27 protein-coding genes are annotated in these 24,560 nt (G+C 31.6%); 5 read left to right on the top strand and 22 right to left on the bottom strand.

Annotation, left to right across the window (positions count from 1 at the left end; all coding sequences use genetic code 11):
• Positions 1-123 precede the first annotated feature (123 nt).
• Positions 124-363, top strand: coding sequence for a hypothetical protein (locus B5G32_RS13815; protein ID WP_158093994.1), 240 nt, complete (start codon positions 124-126; stop codon positions 361-363).
• A gap of 173 nt (positions 364-536) precedes the next feature.
• Here the strand turns inward: B5G32_RS13815 and B5G32_RS07930 are convergent, their stop codons facing one another.
• Both B5G32_RS07930 and B5G32_RS07925 read right to left on the bottom strand, forming a co-directional pair.
• On the bottom strand, positions 537-1,346 hold the full coding sequence (locus B5G32_RS07930) for a class I SAM-dependent methyltransferase (protein WP_087936352.1): 810 nt from the start codon (positions 1,344-1,346) through the stop codon (positions 537-539).
• A gap of 204 nt (positions 1,347-1,550) precedes the next feature.
• Positions 1,551-2,465: a helix-turn-helix domain-containing protein gene (locus B5G32_RS07925; protein WP_087936351.1), complete on the bottom strand. Its 915-nt coding sequence runs from the start codon at positions 2,463-2,465 to the stop codon at positions 1,551-1,553.
• Positions 2,466-2,899: 434 nt separating this feature from the next.
• On the opposite strand from B5G32_RS07925, the gene B5G32_RS07920 reads away from it, so the two are divergent.
• Both B5G32_RS07920 and B5G32_RS07915 read left to right on the top strand, forming a co-directional pair.
• The gene (locus B5G32_RS07920) at positions 2,900-4,222 is read left to right on the top strand and encodes an ATP-binding protein (protein ID WP_087936350.1); all 1,323 of its coding nucleotides are present in this window, start codon (positions 2,900-2,902) and stop codon (positions 4,220-4,222) included.
• Positions 4,223-4,510: 288 nt separating this feature from the next.
• Positions 4,511-6,268, top strand: coding sequence for an aminopeptidase P family protein (locus B5G32_RS07915; protein WP_087936349.1), 1,758 nt, complete (start codon positions 4,511-4,513; stop codon positions 6,266-6,268).
• A 16-nt stretch (positions 6,269-6,284) separates the two neighbouring features.
• On the opposite strand, the gene B5G32_RS07910 is transcribed toward B5G32_RS07915, so the two are convergent.
• The 5 genes from B5G32_RS07910 to B5G32_RS07890 all read right to left on the bottom strand — a co-directional run bounded on the left by B5G32_RS07910 (position 6,285) and on the right by B5G32_RS07890 (position 10,323).
• Positions 6,285-6,803 (bottom strand): GNAT family N-acetyltransferase, encoded by a 519-nt coding sequence (locus B5G32_RS07910; RefSeq protein ID WP_087936348.1) that lies wholly within the window; start codon positions 6,801-6,803, stop codon positions 6,285-6,287.
• A 39-nt stretch (positions 6,804-6,842) separates the two neighbouring features.
• Positions 6,843-8,285, bottom strand: a complete 1,443-nt coding sequence (locus tag B5G32_RS07905) for a 6-phospho-beta-glucosidase (RefSeq protein WP_087936347.1) — start codon at positions 8,283-8,285, stop codon at positions 6,843-6,845.
• A 78-nt stretch (positions 8,286-8,363) separates the two neighbouring features.
• Complete coding sequence (locus tag B5G32_RS07900) at positions 8,364-8,651, bottom strand: DUF1905 domain-containing protein (protein ID WP_087244468.1); 288 nt, start codon at positions 8,649-8,651, stop codon at positions 8,364-8,366.
• Entirely contained in the window at positions 8,652-9,797 is a 1,146-nt protein-coding gene (locus tag B5G32_RS07895) for an AI-2E family transporter (RefSeq protein ID WP_087936346.1), read from the bottom strand.
• Positions 9,798-9,840: 43 nt separating this feature from the next.
• The gene (locus B5G32_RS07890) at positions 9,841-10,323 is read right to left on the bottom strand and encodes a QueT transporter family protein (protein WP_087296928.1); all 483 of its coding nucleotides are present in this window, start codon (positions 10,321-10,323) and stop codon (positions 9,841-9,843) included.
• 112 nt (positions 10,324-10,435) lie between these two features.
• Here B5G32_RS07890 and B5G32_RS07885 point away from each other — a divergent pair, with 112 nt between their 5' ends.
• Complete coding sequence (locus tag B5G32_RS07885) at positions 10,436-11,251, top strand: Cof-type HAD-IIB family hydrolase (protein ID WP_087936345.1); 816 nt, start codon at positions 10,436-10,438, stop codon at positions 11,249-11,251.
• Positions 11,252-11,269: 18 nt separating this feature from the next.
• Here B5G32_RS07885 and B5G32_RS07880 read toward each other — a convergent pair whose 3' ends face one another.
• The 9 genes from B5G32_RS07880 to thrC all read right to left on the bottom strand — a co-directional run bounded on the left by B5G32_RS07880 (position 11,270) and on the right by thrC (position 19,777).
• A complete protein-coding gene (locus tag B5G32_RS07880) occupies positions 11,270-11,956 on the bottom strand; it encodes a LiaF transmembrane domain-containing protein (protein ID WP_087296926.1) in 687 nt (228 codons plus the stop codon).
• Position 11,957: 1 nt separating this feature from the next.
• Positions 11,958-12,413, bottom strand: a complete 456-nt coding sequence (locus B5G32_RS07875; RefSeq protein ID WP_087244463.1) for a LytTR family DNA-binding domain-containing protein — start codon at positions 12,411-12,413, stop codon at positions 11,958-11,960.
• A gap of 136 nt (positions 12,414-12,549) precedes the next feature.
• Positions 12,550-13,998, bottom strand: a complete 1,449-nt coding sequence (locus B5G32_RS07870) for a glycoside hydrolase family 1 protein (protein WP_087936344.1) — start codon at positions 13,996-13,998, stop codon at positions 12,550-12,552.
• Positions 13,999-14,014: 16 nt separating this feature from the next.
• Positions 14,015-14,914 carry an alpha/beta hydrolase gene (locus B5G32_RS07865; RefSeq protein ID WP_087936343.1) on the bottom strand — a complete coding sequence of 300 codons (900 nt, stop codon included), beginning with the start codon at positions 14,912-14,914 and terminating at the stop codon, positions 14,015-14,017.
• Positions 14,911-16,149 carry a hypothetical protein gene (locus B5G32_RS07860; RefSeq protein ID WP_087296923.1) on the bottom strand — a complete coding sequence of 413 codons (1,239 nt, stop codon included), beginning with the start codon at positions 16,147-16,149 and terminating at the stop codon, positions 14,911-14,913. The genes B5G32_RS07865 and B5G32_RS07860 overlap by 4 nt, the downstream gene beginning before the upstream one ends.
• 3 nt (positions 16,150-16,152) lie before the next feature.
• The gene (locus B5G32_RS07855) at positions 16,153-16,401 is read right to left on the bottom strand and encodes a hypothetical protein (RefSeq protein WP_087244459.1); all 249 of its coding nucleotides are present in this window, start codon (positions 16,399-16,401) and stop codon (positions 16,153-16,155) included.
• A 158-nt stretch (positions 16,402-16,559) separates the two neighbouring features.
• Positions 16,560-17,318 (bottom strand): histidinol-phosphatase, encoded by a 759-nt coding sequence (locus tag B5G32_RS07850; protein WP_087936342.1) that lies wholly within the window; start codon positions 17,316-17,318, stop codon positions 16,560-16,562.
• A gap of 78 nt (positions 17,319-17,396) precedes the next feature.
• Positions 17,397-18,290 carry a homoserine kinase gene (gene thrB, locus B5G32_RS07845; protein ID WP_087936341.1) on the bottom strand — a complete coding sequence of 298 codons (894 nt, stop codon included), beginning with the start codon at positions 18,288-18,290 and terminating at the stop codon, positions 17,397-17,399.
• Positions 18,287-19,777 (bottom strand): threonine synthase, encoded by a 1,491-nt coding sequence (gene thrC / locus B5G32_RS07840; protein WP_087296920.1) that lies wholly within the window; start codon positions 19,775-19,777, stop codon positions 18,287-18,289. The genes thrB and thrC overlap by 4 nt, the downstream gene beginning before the upstream one ends.
• Positions 19,778-19,983: 206 nt before the next feature.
• Here thrC and asnA point away from each other — a divergent pair, with 206 nt between their 5' ends.
• Complete coding sequence (asnA, locus tag B5G32_RS07835; protein ID WP_087303926.1) at positions 19,984-21,000, top strand: aspartate--ammonia ligase; 1,017 nt, start codon at positions 19,984-19,986, stop codon at positions 20,998-21,000.
• A gap of 52 nt (positions 21,001-21,052) precedes the next feature.
• On the opposite strand, the gene B5G32_RS07830 is transcribed toward asnA, so the two are convergent.
• From B5G32_RS07830 to B5G32_RS13955, 6 genes are all read right to left on the bottom strand, one after another.
• Positions 21,053-21,706 carry an HAD family hydrolase gene (locus B5G32_RS07830; protein ID WP_087936340.1) on the bottom strand — a complete coding sequence of 218 codons (654 nt, stop codon included), beginning with the start codon at positions 21,704-21,706 and terminating at the stop codon, positions 21,053-21,055.
• 123 nt (positions 21,707-21,829) lie between these two features.
• Positions 21,830-22,600 (bottom strand): hypothetical protein, encoded by a 771-nt coding sequence (locus tag B5G32_RS07825; RefSeq protein ID WP_087936339.1) that lies wholly within the window; start codon positions 22,598-22,600, stop codon positions 21,830-21,832.
• Positions 22,594-23,292 carry an ABC transporter ATP-binding protein gene (locus B5G32_RS07820; protein ID WP_087936338.1) on the bottom strand — a complete coding sequence of 233 codons (699 nt, stop codon included), beginning with the start codon at positions 23,290-23,292 and terminating at the stop codon, positions 22,594-22,596. The genes B5G32_RS07825 and B5G32_RS07820 overlap by 7 nt, the downstream gene beginning before the upstream one ends.
• The gene (locus B5G32_RS07815; protein WP_087359541.1) at positions 23,285-23,644 is read right to left on the bottom strand and encodes a GntR family transcriptional regulator; all 360 of its coding nucleotides are present in this window, start codon (positions 23,642-23,644) and stop codon (positions 23,285-23,287) included. The genes B5G32_RS07820 and B5G32_RS07815 overlap by 8 nt, the downstream gene beginning before the upstream one ends.
• Before the next feature lie 104 nt (positions 23,645-23,748).
• Entirely contained in the window at positions 23,749-24,366 is a 618-nt protein-coding gene (locus tag B5G32_RS07810; RefSeq protein ID WP_087936337.1) for an NUDIX hydrolase N-terminal domain-containing protein, read from the bottom strand.
• On the bottom strand, positions 24,359-24,560 hold a 202-nt coding region (locus B5G32_RS13955), incomplete at its 5' end, for a hypothetical protein (protein ID WP_204209672.1). The genes B5G32_RS07810 and B5G32_RS13955, both read right to left, overlap by 8 nt.

Raw genomic sequence — 24,560 nt, 5'->3', positions numbered from 1 at the left:
TACTGAATGCGAATCATATTCTGTTTTATACCATTTGATGGCTGATCAGAGGATTGCTGTAATCACTCCCACTGCAAGACAGGCGGGCAAGCCAAGAAGCATACCAATACAGGACTGCTTAATATGAAAACAGTAATCCTTATATTCTTCCATATCCTCTGTGCCTGGTATCCTGACTTTTTTCGAATGGCAAAACCAGATGCTATCGAGTACAAGAGCATCATACCAATCAATGATCAGCCAGATCATGTAGGAATCCCGAACCCCTTTCCAGAATGTATCCGCTCCATTAAACTGTTTCAGGATAACAGCGAAGATAAACACAAAAGCAAGCAGGGCGATTCCTTTCTAGATGATATCTGACCTGGGAAACGTTGTTCTCTTTTTTCGATTAATCCTAATTCCATACATTTCTCCCTTATGGCCGGGGATAATCTCCCACTGAGGCAAGGGGATTTTTCAGCGTCGGCGACACAATCAGGATTGTGAATAATAAGATACCAATCAGACTTTCTATCATGACCACCATATTTACATTACCTCCACTCCAGATGGATCATTTTGAGCATTCCAAATCGATCTGAAATATCCATACTGATTTTTGTAATGATTTTTAATCCATCTCGTTTGATAAACTTGTAATATGGTTCATCCGCCAATACTTTGACACCTCTACCTAGTGTGGTAACCAGATCTTCAGCCGAATTCACATAAAAAAACATTCGGGCATTTTCATGTCCCATCTGCTTCATATATTTCTTCTGCAACATTTTCATGCCGCTTTTATTTACCGTATCAAACACAAGCTCTATATTCCCGAAACCTTTCAGCATCTGCAGAAGGCCAAAAACTTTTTCCTCTTGAAAGTAATGGAACAAACCTCCTGCAGTAACCAGAAGAGGCGTATCAGGCATGTTCCTGCGGATCTGCCTGAGCCATCCGTCTGAAAAAGCATCCCCTGAAAGATAAGTTTCCTTCTCAGGTTCCGGGAGCAAACTGCGCCGGTATTCGATTACATTCGGAAGGTCTACAGCATACCATTGGGTTTGCCCATTGTCATTGCGATCATACGTTGTCTCCAGTCCGCAGCCCAACTGTATAACAACACCATCCGGTTTACGTCTCAGGAAGTTCTGGATATGCCGATCCATATTAGCGGAACGGGATGCAGAAGCCAGAAGCGTGTATTGACTTTGATTTCCTGTTTCCAACAGTGCGGATGGCAACTTTTCTTTTAATGAAAGTGCTTTTTTATCATATAAAATACCCGGAAACTTTTCGGTGGCGTAAATCCTTCCCACCATAGGAATAAACATTGTATCTTCTACTATACCAAATTCGGACATGGCTATCTATCCTCCTATATGCAAATGAGTTAGTAATATCTAACTATTATTATATCAAGAGGAACCGGGGATTGCAATTCGTTTTCAATTGCTACTCGTTTTCTTCCCATCCTTTCTGCCAGCTCACCGCATCATCAAAAGAGAAGGAGCCATTCAGCAATGTCATTAAGTTAAGGACTGAATGACATTGGACTTACATCTTCTTTACTTACGATGAATCAAATAATCAATACCTAATGAAATAAAAGCAGTGATTGGAAAAATAATCCATCCTGGATGCCACCAGTTCCATGTCAATCCCATCACACAATATAGCATAGCTGCTAGAGGCATTGTGATTCCAAAAATACTACTTTGCTGCTTTTGAATTTGTTTATCTTTAACATACTCTTTATTATGAACAAGGAATTTATACACACCATCTAAAATTCCATAATAAATAAAGAAGAAAACAGCAATCGCAACACATAACATAAATTGAGCAGGTATCCATTGTGAGTTGGCAAAATGTGTTTCTGTTAATAACGCCACACATGCAAGTGAAACAATAATCAATAAAACACTACCAGCAATAGCTAAAGTCAAATGAGAGTGAAATTGTTGATATTGTTCCTGTAACTCTTGTAAATCACTAAAACTCATTTTTATTTCCTGATCTTCAATATTCTGATATGGATTTTTAGAAAGAGCAGCTACCATGATGACAAAAATACTTATACCAATAATGATTAAGAAGCCAAAACCACTCCATGTTTCATAAGGTGTATTTGAACATAAAATAGGAATGAGAAGTCCCAAAATCATGAATGATACAGATAATGCCATTTTTAATGCAAAACTTTTTTTGATTTGTATATAGTCGTCTATTTTTTGTTTTGACATTAAATAATAAGAAGTATCTGTTTTTTGAAAAGAATCATCATAATCTTCTTTTAATAAATAATCTAAACTCACTTGAAACAATTCGCTTATTAAAATCATCTTTTCCATCTCTGGATAACCATTTTGTGATTCCCATTTACTGACTGCCTGTCTTGATACATTTAATTGATAGGCTAAATCTTCCTGAGATAAACCTTTTTCTTTTCTTAATTGTTGTAACTTTTCTCCAAAACTCATATATCTCACCTCTTGTCTTAAGCATAGTCAAAATCAGCTCTATAAACCACCAACCTAGAGTTGTTTTTTGTCAACTAGAAGTTGCAAATAAGGGTTGCTACTTTATTTTAACATATTTTGACTTACAAAAATGTAAAGATTGCTTCAAACTCTTATAGATTAAAAAAATAAGTCTTCAAATTATCAAAGATGTATTCTTTTTATTATCATCTAACTGTCCTATTATAGTTAATAAATCTATGATAGATTCATTTTATTTGATACTTACCCACATCTAATACATAGATATTGCATATTTTTAATATAATAAATTATGCATTTTGCATTTTTTTAATATGAAATAAAAGTTATTTTGCATTTTTTTATAACTTTTTTATCTATTTTATGTATTTTTCTCTATTCAAATGATATACTATGTATGGATGGTGATAGTTATGAAAAGAATAATCTATAATGATTTAATAGAATGGAAAAACAAAAAAGTGAAAAAACCGCTCATTATTAAAGGAGCTCGTCAAGTCGGTAAGACTTATATCATCAGAGAATTTGCCAAAAACAACTACAAAAATCTAGTTGAAATCAATTTTGAAAGAGATCATGAATTTCAAAAACTTTTCAAACAGACAAAAACTGCTCATGATTTACTGCAATACTTTGAATTAACATATATGGATATTCAATTTGATAATGATACTTTGCTGTTCTTAGATGAAATTCAAGCATGTGGAGATGCTTTCACAGCTTTGAAATTCCTGTCTGAAGATTTTCCTTGTGATATTATTTGCTCTGGAAGTATGCTTGGTGTTGCAGTAGCATCAAGTTCGTCTTTCCCAGTTGGTTACGTTGAAACATGGGATATGTATCCCCTAACTTTTTTAGAATTCGTAGATGCTATGGGAGTTAATCCATCTATTATAGATACAATTTATCAATCTATTGAAAACAACAAGCCTATTCCTATTAGCATTCATGAAAAATTTAATCAGTTCTTTAAGGACTATATCATTATCGGTGGTATGCCTGAAGTTGTTCAAACCTATTTTCAAACAAAATCATACAGAGAAGCACTACTTATTCAAAGACAAATCGTCGATGATTATAGAAACGATATGCTTAAATATGCTCATGGTTCTGAAAGAATAAAAGCAAGAGAATGTTATGATTCTATTCCACTTCAGTTAGCTAAAGAAAATAAAAAGTTTCAATATAAGCTCATTAAAAAAGGTGGAAATGCTCGCTATTATGAATCCAGTCTTGATTGGTTGAAAGACAGTGGACTTATTATCAAAACATATAGATTGAAAACTCCAGAGATTCCATTAGAAATCAATAAGGAACTGAATATATTTAAAGTCTATATGGCTGATACCGGTCTTCTTGTGTCCCAATTTGATGAGGCTGTCATCAAAGCATTCATCAGTGGAAATTTAGGGCATTTCAAGGGTGCTTTATATGAAAATGTTATTGCACAGATTCTTCACTCCAAAAAGAAAGATTCCTATTACTTTGAACCATCTCAATCTCAGGAAATCGATTTTGTTATTTATTATCAGGGCAATGTTGCCCCTATTGAAGTGAAATCATCTCGTAACACTGTATCAACATCATTTCATAATTTTATTAAGACGTATAAACCTTCATTCGCTTTTAAATTTTCTCAAAAAAATATTGGCGAAAATTCTCAAAATGTGTGCTATTACCCTCTCTACACATTAGAATTTGTTCTCAACAAAGAAAAACCTGTATTACTCAAATAAAAGATATACAATTAGCTTTCAATATATAAAAAATCAAATCTAACCAACAGATTTTCTATGGTTAGATTTTTTATATGAGATTTCCTCATAAACAGGTCACTCACTTTCTTCATGTCTTGAATTTTCTCTATTCATGCTTTTATAAAGGCTCAAGGAAAATCATTTTATAGATGACTGGCCTCATTTTTTATCAACGAGAAATCACAAATAAGGATTACTATCTTTTTTTAACACATTTTTACTTACAAAATGTAAAGATTGTGCTAAAGTATTATAGGGGTGTTCATAATGATAAAGGATTTTCAACAATTATTAAAAGATAAAAATATTCAATTTTATATTGTTCCTACTGATGATGATCATCAGTCTGAAACTGTAGGTGACTATTATCAGGCACGTGCTTATTTAAGTGGCTTTACTGGTAGTGCTGGAACATTACTTGTGATGCAAGATGAAGCTTATCTTTGGACTGATGGGCGTTATTTCATTCAGGCAGCTAAGGAATTATACGAAGGTATTACATTAATGAAAATGGGACAAAAAGGTGTCCCTACACTATTAGAATTTCTTATCCAACATATTCAAGAACATGATAAGATTGCTTTTGATGGTCAAACAATGGCTTGTCAATTTATTCTTGATTTGAAAAAACAGCTTAAAATTGATGACTATCAAATAGAGTGTGTTGATCTTATGCAGGAATTTTGGAAAGATAGACCTCAAAGATCATGTGAAAAAGCGTTTCTTTATGATATTCAATATCATGGATTATCAACTCATAAAAAGATTGAAAAGATTTTAGACTACATGAAAGATCATAACTGTCAATCACATTTAATAACAACACTTGATGATATAGCTTGGATTTTTAATATCAGAGGAAATGATATTCCATGTTCTCCAACTGTCTTAGCGTTTGCTTTAATTACATTGGATCAGTCATATTTATACCTTCAAAAAGGAAGTTATGACTTAGATATGGTAAAAGCATTACAACAAGAAAATGTCCTTGTGAAAGATTATCAGGATATTTATCAGGATGCACAAGAATTAAAAGGTCGTGTTTTACTCAGTACCAACCATATTAATTATGCTTTATTCCAATGCTTAAACTGTGAAATTGTTGACAAAATGAATCCATCTCAAATGTTGAAGGCTATTAAAAACGAAGTTGAAATTGAAAATTCAAAACATGCTCATATCAAAGATGGTGTTGCCATGACAAAATTCATGTATTGGCTAAAAAATAATTATGGAAAAATTGATATGGATGAGATGAGTGTTTCTGATAAAGTCTTAGAATTGAGACAACAACAGGATTTATTTATTGAACCAAGCTTTACAACAATTTGCGCTTGGAAAGACAATGCCGCTTTAATGCATTATCATCCAACATCTACACAATTTACAAAGATTGATCAAGATGGCATGCTATTGATTGACAGTGGTGGACAATATATGGATGGAACAACAGATATTACAAGAACATTCGTATTAGGACAGATTACAGATATCCAAAAGAAACACTTTACAATGGTTTTACAAGGAATGTTAACTTTACAAAATGCTCATTTCTTACATGGGTGTACAGGACAAAGTTTAGACATTTTAGCAAGAAGCCCTATGTGGAGTGAAGATATTGATTACCAATGTGGTACAGGACATGGTGTCGGTCATTTATTAAATGTTCACGAAGGACCTCAAGGCTTCCGTTATAAATTACGTAGTTTATCAGAAAACATCACTTTAGAACCGGGCATGAATATTACAGATGAGCCAGGTATCTATTTAGAAGGACAATATGGTATCCGTATTGAAAATGAACTTCTTTGTGTCAAAGGAACAGAAAATGAATACGGACAGTTCTTACATTTTGAACCATTAACATTTGTTCCTATTGATTTAGACGCTGTGGAAGTGAGTCTATTATCACAAAAAGAAAAGAACTGGTTAAATCAATATCATCAAGAAGTTTATGAAAAAATATCTCCTTATCTTACAGATGAAGAAAAAGACTGGTTAAAAGAATATACAAGAGTCATTTAAAAAAGTTCATGAGATTTCATGAACTTTTTTCTAATTTTAATAACATAATATCATAATCAATCAGTTTGCTGTCAATTTTAAAGAATCCCTCAAAAGTCCCTATCTTTTGAAAACCATAATGCTGGTATAAAGAAATAGCACGTCTATTATCATGACACACTTCTAAAGAAACAAGATCGGCTTTTGCCTGATTTTTAGCAAAGTCAAGCAATCGATCCATCAAAGCATGTCCAATGCCTAAATGCCATGCTGATTGACGAATACATAGACCTATTTCCCCACGATGGGACATTCTTGGCGATGAAAAAGTTGTATAAGAACCCATCCCAACAATTTCATCTTTCATTTTGACAACATAGAAAACATCTTTTAAAGAATGAGCAACATTATCAAGAAAAGCCATTTCCTGTTCAAGAGAAAGTCCAATGCCTTCACTGCCATAACTTAAATAATTTGTTTCTTTTCCACATATTTTGGTTAATGCCAGTATATTTTTTGCATCTTCTTTTGTTGCCTCTACAATTTCAAAATCCATTTTGATCCTCACAAACAAAAGTGTTGCATAACAACACTTTTATAATTCTTCTCCATTTGTTTCAATCACATGTTTATACCAATAGAATGATTTCTTTTTCGCTCTTGAGAAATCTCCTTCATGGGCATTATTGTAGTTGACATAGATAAATCCATAACGTTTATCATATTCACCTGTAGAAGCTGAAACGATATCAATAGGTGCCCACATTGTATATCCTAATAAATCAACACCATCATAATCAACGGCTTCTTTCATTGCTGCAATATGAGCAGCTAAATAATCAATACGATATTGATCATCTACAACATATTCATCATTATCATCAATATATTTATCATAAGCTCCAAAACCATTTTCAACAATCATCATAGGAAGTTCAAAACGATCATTAAACCAGTTGAGACACCATCTTAAACCAACTGGATCAATTTGCCATCCCCAATCACTAGCTTTTAAGTATGTATTTCTTACATAATCTTCTTCAGAAAAATCAAATGAACGACCATATCTTCCCGTATATTTTGTAGCAAAACTCATGTAATAAGAGAATCCAATATAATCTACTTTTCCTTGAGCCAATGCTTCTTCATCTTCTGGTAAAATAAAGTTTTCATATCCTTTTCTTTCAAATTTCTTTAAGATATGTTTAGGATAATGTCCTCTGGCATGAACTTCTACATACCAATATTTTTGATGCATTGCTTGTTGTGCATTTAAAACATCTTCAGGATTGCATGTTGCTGGATAAATACCATTCATACCAATCATACATCCAACTTTTGCATCGGGATCAATTTCATGTGCCGCTTTCACTGCCAATGCACTGGCAACTAATTCGTGATGTGCTGATTTATACATCATATATTCAATATCGTCACCTTCTTTAACAAGAACTGCACCTTCTTGAGCAAGATGATGTGCCCCCATTGATATTAATTCAGCCTGATTATTGATTTCATTAAAAGTCATCCAATATTTAACTTTTCCTTTATATCTTTCAAAACAAACTTTGGCATATTTCACAAAGAAATCAATACATCTACGATCCATAAATCCATTATACTTTTCAGCTAAATGATATGGCATTTCAAAGTGTGATAAAGTCACAATTGGTTCAATTCCTAAACGATGCATTTCATCAAATAAATCATCATAGAATTTTAATCCTTCTTCATTAGGTTGTTCATCATCACCATTTGGAAAAATTCTTGTCCATGCGATAGAAGTTCTAAAAGCTTTAAATCCCATCTCTGCCATTAAAGCTAAATCTTCTTTATAATGATGATAAAAATCAATACCCACATGATTTGGATAATCTTCGCCATCAATAACACCATTTGTAATTCTTCTTGCAACACCATTAGAACCAGCTGTCATGACATCAGCCACACTGACACCTTTTCCACCTTCATTCCATGCTCCTTCAGCTTGATGGGCAGCAATCGCTCCACCCCATAAAAAATCTTTTCTAAATCCCATTTTTTAATTACCTCCATTTCTATTTTTTATTATACTACAAAACAGCTTTGAAAAAAGAATATTTCATATAATAAAAGATTATTTTTCTCTCTTTGCAACCACCACATGAACAGAATCACCAGGTTGCTTGTTTAATTGTTTTCTAATAGATTTCAACATCCCAATAATATAACAGATTTGACCATATTCATCTTTCACTCCCATATTGACAATACTTCCATCATAGGGAACACCATCAAATGTGACATGAACTTTCATTCTTCCTTTTCCATATAATTGTCTTATATCATAGGGACAAATCACATAAGCACCATCTCGATCCTCTACTTTATGAATCATGGCATCAAATTCAAATAAGTGACTCATTCAACAATCTTCTCTTGTTTTTTTGGCTAAATTTCTTTTCACTTCTAAACGATAATTCGTCCATCTTCTCAATAACTCATAAATAACTGAGAAAGTTGGTAATCCAAAAACCATTCCTGGTATGCCAAACAATCCCCCACCAACACTGACTGCAAATAACACCCATAAAGCTGATAAACCAACTGAATTTCCTACAACATGTGGATAGATTAAATTGGATTCAAACTGTTGTAATAGGGTACTGAAAACAAGGAAAATCAATGCTTTCATAGGTGATACAAATAATATTAACACTGAAGATATCACTGCCCCAATAATAGGCCCAAAATATGGAATAATATTTGTAAAACCAATGACAATAGCCGCAATAGATGCATAAGGAATATCTAAAATCATACAACCAATATAACACAATACGCCAATAATAATTGATTCTGTTAATTGTCCAGCCAAGAAATTTTCAAAAGTTGTTCCTGTTAATTTGACAACTTCGCTGATATACTGATAATGTTGATCATTAAATAAAGCATGTGCAAATTTCTTCACCTGTCTGATTAGTTTATCTTTAGAGAAAATCATATAGATAGCCATGACAAATCCCATAAAAATATTAATGACACTTGTTGTGATATGGGAAACACCTGAAGCAATATTAGGTGCCCAAGCCGTTAAAGTAGAAATGAATGTTTGAGCAAAACGTGTTTGAAATTCATTAATTTTATCAAGAAGATCTGGTGATAAACGAATTTCTTCAAACACATAATTCAACCATTTTTCAGCCTGCGCAAAAATACTAGGTAAATTATCTATCAATGTTCTTACATTTTCTATAACTTGTGGCACAACAACCATAACAACAAGTAATAATACTAATAAAATAAGTAACACTGATAAAATCGCTGAAACAACTCTACGTTTTTTCTTATTTTGTATAGCTAGTTTCTTTTCAAAGAACTTCATTGGAATATTAAAGATAAAAGCCAGAATAAAACCTATAATAAATGGTTGAATAATATTTAATAATTCCCCCAAATATTGAAAAATACTTTCAAAATAAATCACCCCTAAAACAAGTAAAGCGGTATAACTCAAAATAATGAATATATTTTTTAATGTCAAATCACGTACTTTTATGGATGTTTTCAAATCAATCACCTCATTTTTATTTTATATTGTCATTATGAACTCTTTATTTATCTTCCATAATATATTTTTGCATCAAAGATGGATTCTTTTCTAAGAATTTAAACACAAAGACACCTATCAATAATACAATCAATTCTCCTATAAACACATACATAGCATTTATAAAAAATGGTAAATCCAATAAAAAATATAACTCTGCACCAACAATAATCCCATTAAATAAAGCGCCTAAAAAAGCTCCTAGAAATAAATTGGAAATCATTGTCAATGATAGACAAGTTATAAGTGACGCTAGCGTACCAAATATAACATCATAAATGCCTAATGGAGAAAACGCATTAGCCAACATGCATCCTACAAGTAATCCCGGAATATAGCGACGATTATAAAAAGCTAAGAAAATCAATATTTCGGATAATCTTAACTGAATTGCACCATAAGAAAAAGCAGAACATACCAAAGTGAAAACAGCATATATACAGGCTATCATTGCATTTATCGCAACTATTTGTATTTTTCTTTTCATATCTCAACCTCACTTCTTTATTCATTATACCATATTTTTATATTTCTTTAAAAAAAGCTTTTCATTTATTCTTCCATTAATTAAACTATATTTAAAGATAGGAGGAATCATTATGACAACGCTTTATGTTTCTGATTTAGATGGTACACTATTAAATTCCAATCAGACATTATCACCCTTTACCATCCAGACAATCAATCAGCTTGTTAGTGATGGCATGTTATTTTCTTATGCAACTGCCAGATCTTATCAGACAGCTAAGAAAGTCACACAAGGATTACAGGCGCCTTTTCCTTTAATTGTTTATAATGGTGCATGTGTGAGAGATAATGTATCAGGTGAGATCTTATTATCACATTGTTTCCAAGAAGATATTCATCTGCTTTTAGATCATTTTTTAAACAATCATCTTTATCCTATTGTCTATGCGTTTATTGACGGTGAAGAAAAATTTTCTTTTATTCCAGAAAAATGCACACCTGGAATGCTTGAATTTATTGAGTCTAGAAAAGGTGATCCACGTATCAGAATCATCCATCATCCCAAAGACTTTTATGTTGGTCAAATTTTTTATGTCACATTGATTGATGAAACAGATAAGCTCAAACCGTTTTATGCATACTATCAAAAACAATATCATTGTTTATTCCAAAAAGATATTTATACAAATCAACAATGGCTTGAAATTATGCCTCAAGGGACATCTAAAGCACATGCTATTGAACAATTAAAACATATTTATCATTATGATCATCTTGTTGTTTTTGGAGATGGAGAAAATGATATAGAAATGTTTCAGTTAGCTGATGAAGCCTATGCAGTAGATAATGCACATGAAAAATTAAAAGCAATCGCTACTCAAATCATCCCTTCCAATGATCAGGATGGGGTTGCTCAATTTTTAAAAAAGGCATATCAAAAGCTATAATATGATTTCACATTATAGCTATACATAGATAATCTTCACTTCAGATAAATTTATTTTTCCTTTTAAAATCATTGTATGTTCAACAATATTATGATCAAACATTTCCATATCAATATATGATAGTACACTATCTGTACAATTCTTCACTTTCCATGTCTTTGGAATATAAAGTTCTAACATGGCACAGCTCATATAAAGATAACAATTGATCTCCTGTCCTTTTATATCAGCCTGATCAAAATAAATCTTCATCATTCCTGCTCTATTGGTAATGGTTATATCTTCCATATTTTGTGAGTCAATATAACGAATACAGCTTCCAAAGCTTTCTTTAATATCAACATGCCCATCTTTTACAGTTTTTTTATCTTGAATATCCTGTGCGTAATGGGTATGTTTTTTTGATGATGGAAATAATATATGACAACCTATACTTGCTAATAAGGCAGCTATTAAAACAGTCCAAGGCGTAATGGCTTCTAAACCAAGTGGCTCATCATAAATGATGATTAAAAACGCTATTGAAAACAAGAATCCTGTTGCACGTTTATGTAATAAACTAGATAAAGCAGATACACCCAAAAAAACTGTCAGTAATAAAGTCCATATACTCATATGTATATTCACAAGACCTAATTGTGTCACAATCAATAAGACTGCCAAAGCAATAAACAAAACACCCCAAAACATTTTACTTTTTTTCATCTTATAACCTCTTTTCCTCTAATCTTATTTTTAGTGGTTTATAATAATGTCTAGATACATACACTTGCTTATGTGTATCTTCAAATTCAATAAGACATGGACTAGATATTGTTTTATGAATAGCATATATTTTCTTGACATTCAAAATAGTCGACTTTGATATTCTCATAAAATTTCCTGGTAACATTTCTTCAAGTTCATACAGTTTATATTTAATCTGATACATATCATTTTTGGTATGGGCATGAATATGATGATCACTGGTTTCAAAAAATAAAATATCGTCCAATGATAAATAATATTCTACTTGACCTTTATAAAAAATCATTGTTTTTGAACTTTTAGACATATCATGAATCACTTCTTGTATGCGTTGCACTTTTTCATTCAAAGATGGAGCTTTAATAACCACTTCTTCTTCCTGTAAACTCTCATCTATTTCTATTTTGACTTTCATATCTAATCTCCTTTGATATCTTTACTATAATAAGAAATACCAAAAAAGTAAATACTCCTAGCCTAAGTGGTTCATATGTCAAAGTAAGTGGTCAAAAAAAGGTATGTATCATGAAATGATATATACCTTCTTCATCCTATAATTCTTCACCGTTTGTTTCGATGACTTTTTTATACCAATAATAAGAATCTTTTGGAATTCTATTCAATGTTCCAGAATTTTCATCTTCTTCTCTATCAACATATACAAATCCATAACGTTTCTGATATCCATTTAACCAGCTTAATAAATCTGTATATGACCATGTACAATAAGCCAAAACTCGACATCCATCATCAATAGCTTTCTTTAATTCTTCAATATGTGCCTTTAAATAAGCAATACGATATGGATCATGAACCTGTCCATCTTCAACCTTATCAAAAGCTCCTAAACCATTTTCAGAAATAACAACAGGTAAATCATAACGTGAAGTAATATCACGACAGCACATTCTGATTCCCATTGGATCTATTGTCCAATCCCAGTCAGTTGTTGGCAAGAAATCATTTGCCGGATTCTTATATAATCCTGGTACACCTTGAACTTGAGCTGTTCCTTTTTCACCTGTGTTGTTCATTGTATTCGTCATACCAACACCATTGATATCATTATATTCAGCAACACATGTCTGATAATAATTGACACCCATAAAGTCAACTAATGCAGCAGCTTTTTTCAAAATGTCTTCATCGCCATCTTCCATTTGTGGAGTGACTCCTTGACTTTCTAAATATGCCCAAGCACTTCTTGGATAACGACCATAAGCATAAACATCCATCCACCAATAATTTTGTAAATCATCATAATCAGCTTTAGCCATCGCATTTTCAGGTTTTCTATCATATGCATAACATGGACTATAAGCAAATGAAGCTCCTACTTTGGCATCAGGATACATTTCTTTTAAAGCCAAAACTGTCTTTGCATGTGCCATATTGGCATGATGGTTAACCTGATAGAATGTTTTCATATCGTTTTCTTTTCCTGGTGGATGCATTCCTTTTAACCATCCAAATGATGTAAAGATATTTTGTTCGTTCATTGTAATCCAATATTTAACACGATCTCCATATCTTTTGAAAAGTGTTGTTGCATAGTTTACATAATCATCAACAATCTGACGACTTTCCCATCCATGATATTGATCTTCTAAAGCTTGAGGCATATCCCAATGATAAACTGTCACCATTGGTTCAATACCATATTTTAGTAATTCATTAATTAAATCATCATAGAATTGAAGTCCTGCTTCATTCACTTCACCATTTCCATTTGGATAGATTCTTGTCCAGGCAATAGAGAAACGATACGTTTTTAATCCCATTTCTGCCATTAATTTGACATCTTCCTTGTAACGATGATAATGGTCAACAGCTTTATCTCCTGTTGTTGCTTTAAAAGTTTTTCCTGGAATTCTTACAAACTTATCCCAATTGGAAACACCTTTTCCATCTGCATCCCATCCACCTTCTACCTGATAGGCAGCAGATGCACTTCCCCATAAGAAATTTTTAGGGAAACCTTTTGATTTTTCAAAATACATATAAGCCCTCCTCTTTTTATATATTCTCATTCATAAACTCAATTAGAGATAATGAATAGGAATCCTGTTTATCTTTTAAATCATAGAGATGTTCTTCTTTGATTGGAAACAATAATTTCTCAGAAGCATCATGATTATATAATGGAAATACCATATGGAATGGCACATCCTGATCATTTTTAGAATGAATATAAACTGTTGGAATCTGATTTTTCTTAACCAGTTCTACAGTATCTAATTTTTTAATATCTAGCTTTAACTCATCTTTCACGACTTTTCTAATCATCATACCCGCTAAATATTTCGTTACTTTCATCTCTTTTTGACATTTCAATGTCAAATAGTGATAAACATTGTCATAAGCTCCTTCACTGATAATCAAATCTACATTCTTTAATTTACCAAGTCCAGAAGCATTTAAAATCGTATTTGCTCCCATTCCTTTTCCATACATAATCAAACGATGCTGATCTCCATACTTCTGTAATAAATACGTATTAAAATACATTAAATCAAAAACATCACGATAACCAAAACCACGAATATATCCATCACTTAAACCATGAGCATGTGCATCAATCATTAAAATATTATCATTTTCAAAAACGCTTTCTAAATATTCAACAGTCTGTGTTAAAGACTTCGCTGAAGCCATTAATTCATGCAAACAAACAATTGTTCTTGTCGCATTTGGTTTTTCTATCAGATAAGCTTGAAGATATAAACCTTTATGATTTTGTATTTTGACTTTTTGAGCATTGATTTTTTCATACCAGTTTCCCTGATCTTCTTTATTTAAATGTTCACGATATAATACCTTTTTAGCAAACTGATTAGCTAAAGCTAAGCTTGCTGTTAGGGTAGAAGCTGTTAAAGTAGAAGCAACTGCTGTTGTAATGGCTACCTTCTTTTTCATTTATACCACTCCTTAAAATTATCCATTAATAATCTATTAATATTTGTAACCTGTTCAAATGAACTGAGGCGATAACTTTCATTTTCCATTCTTGCTGCAAAATACTGTATAGCTGTCACCAATTCATCTCTCACTTTTGGTTTCATGTTATCTGGGAAAGATTCAATTGGAAAACAAGTAAAGACAAAGGTATTATAATCTCTATGGAATAAATCCAGTAGGATCTGATATCCTTCTGCTTGAATAATAGAATTTCCTAATGCCAGATCCAAATCATGATTTGCAAAAGTTAACATATAATGAATAATATTACGCAACACATTCATTAAAACTTCATAATAATGATCATAATCACTATAAAAAATATAGTAAATATACGAAAAAACAAGATTCCCCTGATTTTCATCTTTCTTTTTATCAACCAATACAAAATCTTTCTCTATTAATGTAAATTCATCTTTAAATGTATCTATAATAGCTTTTGTCACATGGTATTGTGATAAAACCATTGATCCAAAATCAGTCATAATAGCAAATGTAAATCGTGAATTTAAGCATAGTGTACGAATAGCCTTAAAAAGTTCATCAGGAACATTCTTATAAAATTTATCTAAATGGCGATAAACAATGCGTATGATTTTTCTAATATAATAAAGATGATATTGATATTCAGTATCTAAATATTTTGAATTGGTACCATCCCACTCATATTGATATAGCACAGATTCAAATAAAAGATTCAATGAATCAATAAAGTTTTTATAATTCTTATGCTTCAAATTCATCTTTAAACATGGTAAGAAAATTTTATAGAAATCATCCATTGTTTGTTGGTTAATTCCATGATGATACTTCATATAACTTAAAATATCACAGAAATCAATAGGCGCTAAGATATTCAGTTCGCTTGATACTGTTTTGATAAAATTTTCATACAATGAATAATGCAAAACACGTTTATATCCTAGTTTTGCTAGTATTCTTGAAAGAGCATCTTTAACAATATAAAGCTTTTCCTGTTCATGTAGATCTTCTGAAAAAGTATACGTAATTTCATCCTGACAATGAATTTCAACAAAAATATCAATTTGTCTAAAATTCTGATCCAACATATAATAATGAACTTTAAACGTATGTTCTTCAGTGCGATAGCCACTATGATAACGATATTTTCCTACATACTGTGATTGATGATCAGCCATGAATTTTTCCATGACTGCTTTATCAAACGTCATATTTTATCCTCCTTTATGAGCTTTTTGAAAACGTGGTAAAAACTGATTACGTACATACTGCACGGCAATGTAACGTATATTTTCTTTAGAAAAATCTCCTCCTATAGATAATGAAGTATCCATAATTTCTTCAGTCAATAAAGTTAATTCATGATCTGATAATTCTATTTTTTCCAAAGCAATAGTTGTTCTTACAATTTCTTTACAATCATCTATATAATTCTTTTTATCTATATCTGTCACATGTTCCATATTTTAACACTCCTCTTATTCATCATTATAACATGATTATATGTCTTTTTTATAGACAATTCTGTCTTTTTTTTAAGTCATTTTATGATGCTTTTCTTCATCATTTCTCATATAAAAAGATAGCTCTGTTCTATCTTCTCTACATCTCTTTTTCACAGCTATCTTAAAAAAGTTATGTCTTCAGTTATGGATAAACCTAAGTTTTCTAAATGTTGTCGGGCCTGATGATACGTTTTCATATCCAGTAAAGATTGGCTTTCATGAGCATCTGTTCCAATAATGATACGATTGCCCACCTCTTTAGCTATTTTGAAAAAAGAATCATTAGGATAATGACGATGTGTTTTATATCCTAACAAATTAAATTCTAATGGTAAATTCATTTCCTTTGCCTTGATACATAATCTAAGCATTTCCTGCTTATAGAATGGATCCGATGTATCATAACGTGCCAAATCTGGATGTGCCACATAACTGTATAATCCAGTTTCCATAGCTTTTATGCAGCTATCAACATATTGAGATAATTGTGATTTTGTAAGAGGATGTCCAAAATATATACCTGTTTCATCACTGCCATCATAATAATGACCTAAAATAATATAATCAATAGGATATTGTTTTAACATGTTTCTTAAACCATCCATATATTTTTCGAAATATTCACATTCCAATCCTATTTTAATAGAGATTTGATTTTTGTATTTTTCCTTTAATTTTAATAAAGTTGATACATAATCATCAATCTCATAGGCTTCCATACGCATCGTTGGATGAAATGATGAATCATAAATCCAAGGGGTATGATCACTAAATCCAAGTTCTGTATAACCAGATTGAATAGCTGATAGAATATAATCTTCTTCACTATCTATAGCATGTTGACAACGTCTTGTATGAGTATGATAATTCTTCACTATGACTCAGCTCCTTTTCTTGATAATTATAGCGTAAATTGAATCATTTGAAAATAAAAAGGCATCTTATGAAGATACCTATTCATAATCACATGTATAACCACGCATATCTAATTCTAATTTTTCTACCTGCCAATCTTTCAACAAATCACCAAGCTCTTCTTTCATTCTTACAACACCTTTTTTATCACTTTCTCTAATCAATGCCATAATCGTTGGACCAGCCCCTGATAAATAGCATCCCAGCACATGTTCATCCTGTTCCAAAACAGACATAATTTCATCATATCCCTGAATTAAAGTTCCACGATAAGGTTGATGTAGACGATCCTTAAAACCAAGTTTAAGTCCATCATCATATCCATTGATTAAAGAGGCAACCATTAATGCTAAATGAGAAACATTCGCAATAGCATCCTGACGAGGCAACTGTTGCGGTAAAACAGCACGAGATTTTTCTGTTGATAAAGTAAATGGTGGTATAAAAGCAACAAAACGATAATCATGTTTGACAGGAATATTCAATGTTGTGACATGTTCTTCATTCATGACTGACACTGTCAATCCACCAAAAATGGCTGGTGCTACGTTATCTGGATGGCCTTCTATTTGTGTTGCCAGTTCTAATATTTCCTGTCGATCTTCACTACGATCCATGAACGCATATGCACCGACAATACCTGCGACAATACATGTTGAAGAACTTCCTAAACCTCTTGTATAAGGGACATCTCCACTACATTCAATACGTAATCCTTGAAACTGCAATCCACAAGCTTTTGCACCTTCAACAAATGCTCGATAAGTTAAATTGTCCTGATTACAGAATTGTTGCGGACAGCCCGTAATTTCTAAGCCCTGATCCAGCAATTCAAAAACAAATGTATTGTATAATGTCACAGCAAGACCTGCAACATCAAATCCCGGTCCTAAGTTAGCACTTGTCGCCGGAACTCTCACTTTGACTTTCATAATGACATCTCCTTTATTTTTTGAGAAATCTCATGAATTATATCATCTTTATCAATAACTTTTTGATGTAAAATTTCTTTTTGATCAAGTTGAACTAATGGTTTTGGAATATCAACACCTGTTTTTTCATAAACAGCTTCAATCGCTTGATATTCAGATAAGCTTTGATCTGTTAAAGCTTTATAAACAGAATCAGCAAATTTATATGGTGAAGCTGTCGCTAAAATAATTGTCTTTGTTTCATCTCCCGAAGTCTTTTGATATTCTTTATAAACGCCATAACCAATAGCAGTATGTGTATCTAAAAGATAACCTGTCTGTTCAAAACATGTTTTGATTGTATCTAGTACTTCATCTTCATTAAGCCATCCTGCCTTAAATACATCCTGTATCTTTTCTAGTAAATCAGATGAAATTTCATAGACACCATTTTGATTCAAATCATCCATATATGATTTTACCTTTTGACTATCCTGTGCCATCATATACACAAGTCTTTCTAAATTACTTGAAACAAGGATATCCATGGCAGGTGCATTTGTTTTATAAAATTCACGACGTGCATCATATTTCCCAGTACGGAAAAAATCAGTCAAAATATTATTTTTATTAGACGCTACAATAAATTTTTGGATTGGTAACCCCATCTTTTTCGCTAGAACTCCAGCTAAACAATTACCAAAGTTTCCACTTGGAATAGTGAAATGAACACTCTCACCTAAACGAATCTCATTTTTATTAACAAGTGTCATATATGAATAAAAATAATACACAATCTGTGGAATCAAACGCCCTATATTAATAGAGTTAGCTGAAGAAAGGAAAACATGATGTTCATCACATAAATCTTTTAATGCTGATGATTGAAAAGCCTGTTTCACTGCTCTTTGAGCATCATCAAAATTTCCCTGAATTCCAACCACATCAACATTGTTTCCTGTCTGTGTTACCATTTGTTGTTTTTGAATAGGTGAAACCCCATCAACAGGATAGAAAACCTGAATATATGTTCCATCTACATCTTTAAATCCTTCTAAAGCAGCTTTTCCAGTATCTCCAGATGTTGCAGCTAAAATCATAACTTTTCTTTGTTCACCTTTTTTCTTAAGTGAATATGTCATAAAATGTGGCAATAATGATAATGCCATATCTTTAAAAGCGGCTGTTGGCCCCTGGAATAATTCAGCGATAAAAACATCTCCTGCCTGTTTAACAGGAACAACTTCCTGAGGAAATAAATTTTGTCCATAAGCTTTTTGACATAATGCTCTCATTTCTTCTTTTTCCTGTTCTCCCACAAAAGAAGTCATAATTTCAGTTGCCATGTCTACATAAGATAAATGTTGTAATGCTTTTAAATCTTTCTGATCCAATTCAAAATCAGGAACAAGCAATCCTCCATCACTACCAATTCCCTGTAAAATAGCATCACAAAAATCCAATGGTCTTTGTTGACCTCTTGTACTCACATATTTCTTTTCATTCATGATATACACCTGCTTTCCATATTTGTTACATTGTATACAATTTTAAAATACAAGTCAATATTATTAGCATATTTAAGCATAGTTCTTATTTATTTTATAAAATATCTAAAAATAACAAATATTTTATGATATTTTTAAAATATCATTTTGACTAATATTCTACAATATACTATAATAGCAATAATTATATAAAGGGGGAATCAAAAATGAGTCAAATCATTATACCAAAAGATTATCAACCACATCTTAATTTAATTGAAACTGAAGTTGCTATTAAGATGATTAAAGATACATTTGAAAGAAGATTAGCTGAACAGCTTCGTTTAACACGTGTCTCTGCGCCTTTATTTCTATTAAAAAATACTGGGCTTAATGATGATTTAAACGGAATTGAAAAACCTGTTTCGTTTACTTCATTTGAATTGAATCATAATGATGAAATCGAAATCATTCATTCTTTAGCTAAATGGAAAAGAGATGCTCTTTATCGCTATGGTTTTGAACAACATACAGGTTTATATACAGATATGAATGCAATTAGAAAAGATGAAGAATTAGATAATATTCATTCTATGTATGTGGACCAATGGGATTGGGAAATGGTGATTTCCAAGGAAGATCGTACTTTAGATTATTTTAAAGCAATTGTTTCAAAAATATATAATGCTTTATTAGATGTTGAATTTCTCATGATCAGACACTATCCACAACTTGGTGAATCTATTTTACCTGATGAAATCTATTTTATCACTTCTCAAGAGTTAGAAGATTTATATCCAGATCTTTCACCTAAAGAAAGAGAAAAAGCTATCACAAAAGATAAAAAAGCTGTCTGCATCTTACAAATTGGGGATATTTTAAAATCAGGAAAAAAACATGATGGACGTGCACCTGATTATGATGACTGGAAATTAAATGGGGATATCCTCGTTTATAACACGCAATTAGATGATGCATTAGAAATTTCAAGTATGGGTATTCGTGTAGATGAACACGCATTAAAAGAACAATTAGAAAAAGCCAATGCAATGGAACGTTTATCTTTACCTTTCCATCAAAATGTAATCAATCATGTTCTTCCATTAAGTATTGGCGGTGGAATTGGTCAAAGCCGTTTATGTATGTTCTTTTTAAGAAAAGCTCATATTGGAGAAGTACAAGCTTCTTTATGGGATGATGAAACTATGAAATTATGTAAAGAAAATCACATTCATTTATTATAAAAAAATAAACTATAATCAATCAGATCCGGTTGATTATAGTTTTTTTATGTCATCACATATTTTCTAAGATTGTTATAACATCCAATAATGATGAAAGAATACCTTTTGTCTTTTGAGCATACTCCTTCCCTGGCTGCTTTAAATCAGGAATACAATAGACAGGCACTTTCGCATCATAAGCTGCCTGTATACCTGCTTCACTATCTTCTAAAACAATAGCCTCTGACGGCAAAACATTTAATCTTTCACAGGCTTTTAAGAAAATATCAGGATACGGTTTCCCTCTTTGGACATCACTGCCACAAATGATTTCATCAAAATAAGAAAGAATATGATGCATGTCTAAAATATGGCAAGCTCTTGAAGGTAAACTAGATGTAGCTAAAGCGATTTGATAATGATGATTTTTAAGATATTGTAATAATTCTTTTGCTCCTTTTTTTAATGCAACCCCATCTTCTTGCATGAATTGTGTTTCTAAACGATGAAATAATTGGAATTTCTCTTCAATATCATAATCCAGATGATAATGTTCCTTAATAAACTGTAAAGAGACTTTCAATTGCTTCCCTGGATAATCTTTGACATAATCATCCATTGTAAATGAATATCCATAACTCTCAATCAATTTTTTATAACATTTATATGAAATGACTTCACTATCAATCAAAAGCCCATCCATATCAAAAATAACTGCCTTTAACATAACCATCCTCCTCAACTTTATGTTTATCTTATTACAAAACACTTGAAAAGAAAAGATTCTTACAGAAACAGAAAAAATTTTCTCAGATAAAAAATACCCCTTCACTCATGAAGAGGTATTCTTTTATTCAATTTCAATATGATAATCTAAAATATAGACTGTGACGAAAGTTAAAATCACATTGAAAAATAGATCAATGAACATAAACGTAACTGGAATTCCATACCATTCAAAAGATGCGATACTCATACCTGATAAAACAAATTGTATCCATGAGAAAATGATTCCCAAAACTATCCATATACAAATCCCGACAGCCAAACGATGATGACGACATAAAGCTGTATGTGCTAACGTTAAAGCAAAATAAATAGATATAATAAGCGCATATGTTTCTACAATCATATAAATAAGACTTAATAATGATTCACCAGGCTGATTCATGAACATCTGTCCTAATCCTTTGAACACTTCTGGAATTCCCTGAAAAATCTGCATGATTGACATATTATGTGTCAACAATGACATCATAACTCCCATCAATAAAACCCCAAACATCAATGCAATTCCACCAAGAATAAGCCATACAAATGAAACAATCAGCTTAGAAATAATTAACTGCAAAGATGATACAGGTAAAGTCAATGTCAGATAAGCTGGTCTTTTAAACATAGAATGATAATAATGTGTAAAAATACTGACAAATAATGCAATACTAATTCCCATAACTAAAACTGTAAATCCAAAAGCCATCATAAAGCTTAAAATAGGAATATCTGGAATTAGTCCTTCTGTAAAAAATGGCAATAATAAACATGCACCCCAGAAAACACAAAACGAGATGAAAAAGGAACGCATAGAATGAATAAATTCATATTTCATTAATTTTAACATTTGAATTCCTCCTTAAAAATATCATTAATAGAAGCTTGTCTTTTCATTCTTAAGTCCTCACTATTTTCATGTAAGATAATTTCACCATTTTTAATAAAGATCACTTCATCAAATATCTTTTCAATATCCGCAATCAAATGTGTTGATAATAAAACAAGTGCATCTTCAGCATAATTATTTAAAATAGTATCTAAAATAAGTTCTCTTGCAGCCGGATCAATACCACCTAATGGTTCATCTAAAATATAAATCTTTGCTTTTCTAGACATAACCAATATCAACTGAAACTTCTCTTTCATTCCTTTTGATAATTCTTTAATCTTCACTTTCTTTTCAATATCCATTCTTTCCATTAAAGATAATGCCTTATTCAAATCAAAATCATCATACATATCAACAAATAAATTCAATGCATCACTGGTTGTCATCCAGTTTTCAAAATAAGGTTCATCTGGTAAATAAGAAATGATTTTTTTAGAATGAATACCTATAGCTTGCTGATCAATTTGAACATCTCCATCATATTCTTTCAATAAACCATTTAAAACTTTAATCAGTGTTGTTTTCCCACTTCCATTAGGTCCAAGTAAACCCACAATCTGTCCACCATGTAAAGTTAAATTCACATCTTTTAAAACTTGTTTCTTTCCATATTTTTTATTTAAATCTTGGATTTTTATAAATTCACTCATGATTTTCCTCCTTTAAATAAGCAATAATATCTGCTTTTGTAATGCCATAACGCTCCATTTCTTTAACAAACTGTTGAATCGTTTCTTGTATTTTGTTTTGGCGACATGATTCAATAAAATCAATGTCTTCACTAACAAATCTTCCTACTGCCCTTTGTGTCACAATAAATCCCTGATGTTCTAATTCCAAAAAAGCTCTTTGAATGGTATTAGGATTGACTTCCAGTCTTGATGCCATCTCTCTGACTGATTCTAATTTATCACCTGGCTGCAACTGCCCACCAAGAATTTTTGATTTGACTTCTTCAACAACCTGTAAATAAATAGGCGTATCTGTTTGAAAATGATTCATAGCCATTCCACCTTACTGTATTAATACACTAATACAGTAACACAGTATAATTCTTCTGTCAATATTCACACACAAAAAAAGATAGCTTTTCACTATCTCTTATATCAATCAAATAAAGTTTTCCAATTAGGATGACGATAGGCCTCAAAACACATATGAATTTGTTCTTCATTGTTTTTCTCAGTAGAAAGCTCAGGTATATGATCTTTATCAAAATATCTAGATTCTACTGTTTCTACATTTTTCTCAAACTTTCCACCTATTTCATAACAAAGCACAAAAATTTTACAAACGCCATAAGCATAAATTGGAACATTATGTTGAGCACGATCTTGTACAGCAATAATTCTATCAGCAATCACATCTAAACCAGCTTCTTCTTTCACTTCTTTTATTGTATTCTGTTTAACTGATAAGTTCACATCTACCCATCCACCAGGAAGTGACCATTTTCCATTATTTTCTTTTACCAAAAGAATTTGATTATCTTTAAAAATAGCTGCACGTGTATCTAATTTAGGTGTCTGATATCCACTTTCATTACAAAATAAATCTTTCACTTTTTCTAAAGGAATATCATTTTGATACGCCATGATTTCAGCCGATATTTCTCTTATACGTTCATATCTTTCCTGATCGTAAACATCATGACCATAAGTTAATCCTGCTTGTGCCAGACTTTGTAATTCAATAGCCCAATCCACCCATTTTTTATTATTCATTTTTTCCACCTCTCGTATAATATGTATAGAAGTTTGAATTAAGGATTTCCTTTTTTAAACAATTGAGATATCTCAATTGTTTAAAAATTTCCTTGCTTCTACACTCTCTTTTTAAGATAATAGTTTCGTTTTGAATCAAGGTTTTATTCTCCACCTCTGCGGCCATCTCGTTATGTTCCGCTTCAAAAAGACTT

It is taken from the genome of Massilimicrobiota sp. An80 (assembly GCF_002159255.1).
GTDB lineage: Bacteria > Bacillota_I > Bacilli_A > Erysipelotrichales > Coprobacillaceae > Allocoprobacillus > Allocoprobacillus merdigallinarum.
Note: the sequence above shows the minus strand (reverse complement) of the source record. Positions and strands in the feature narration are given on the sequence as shown.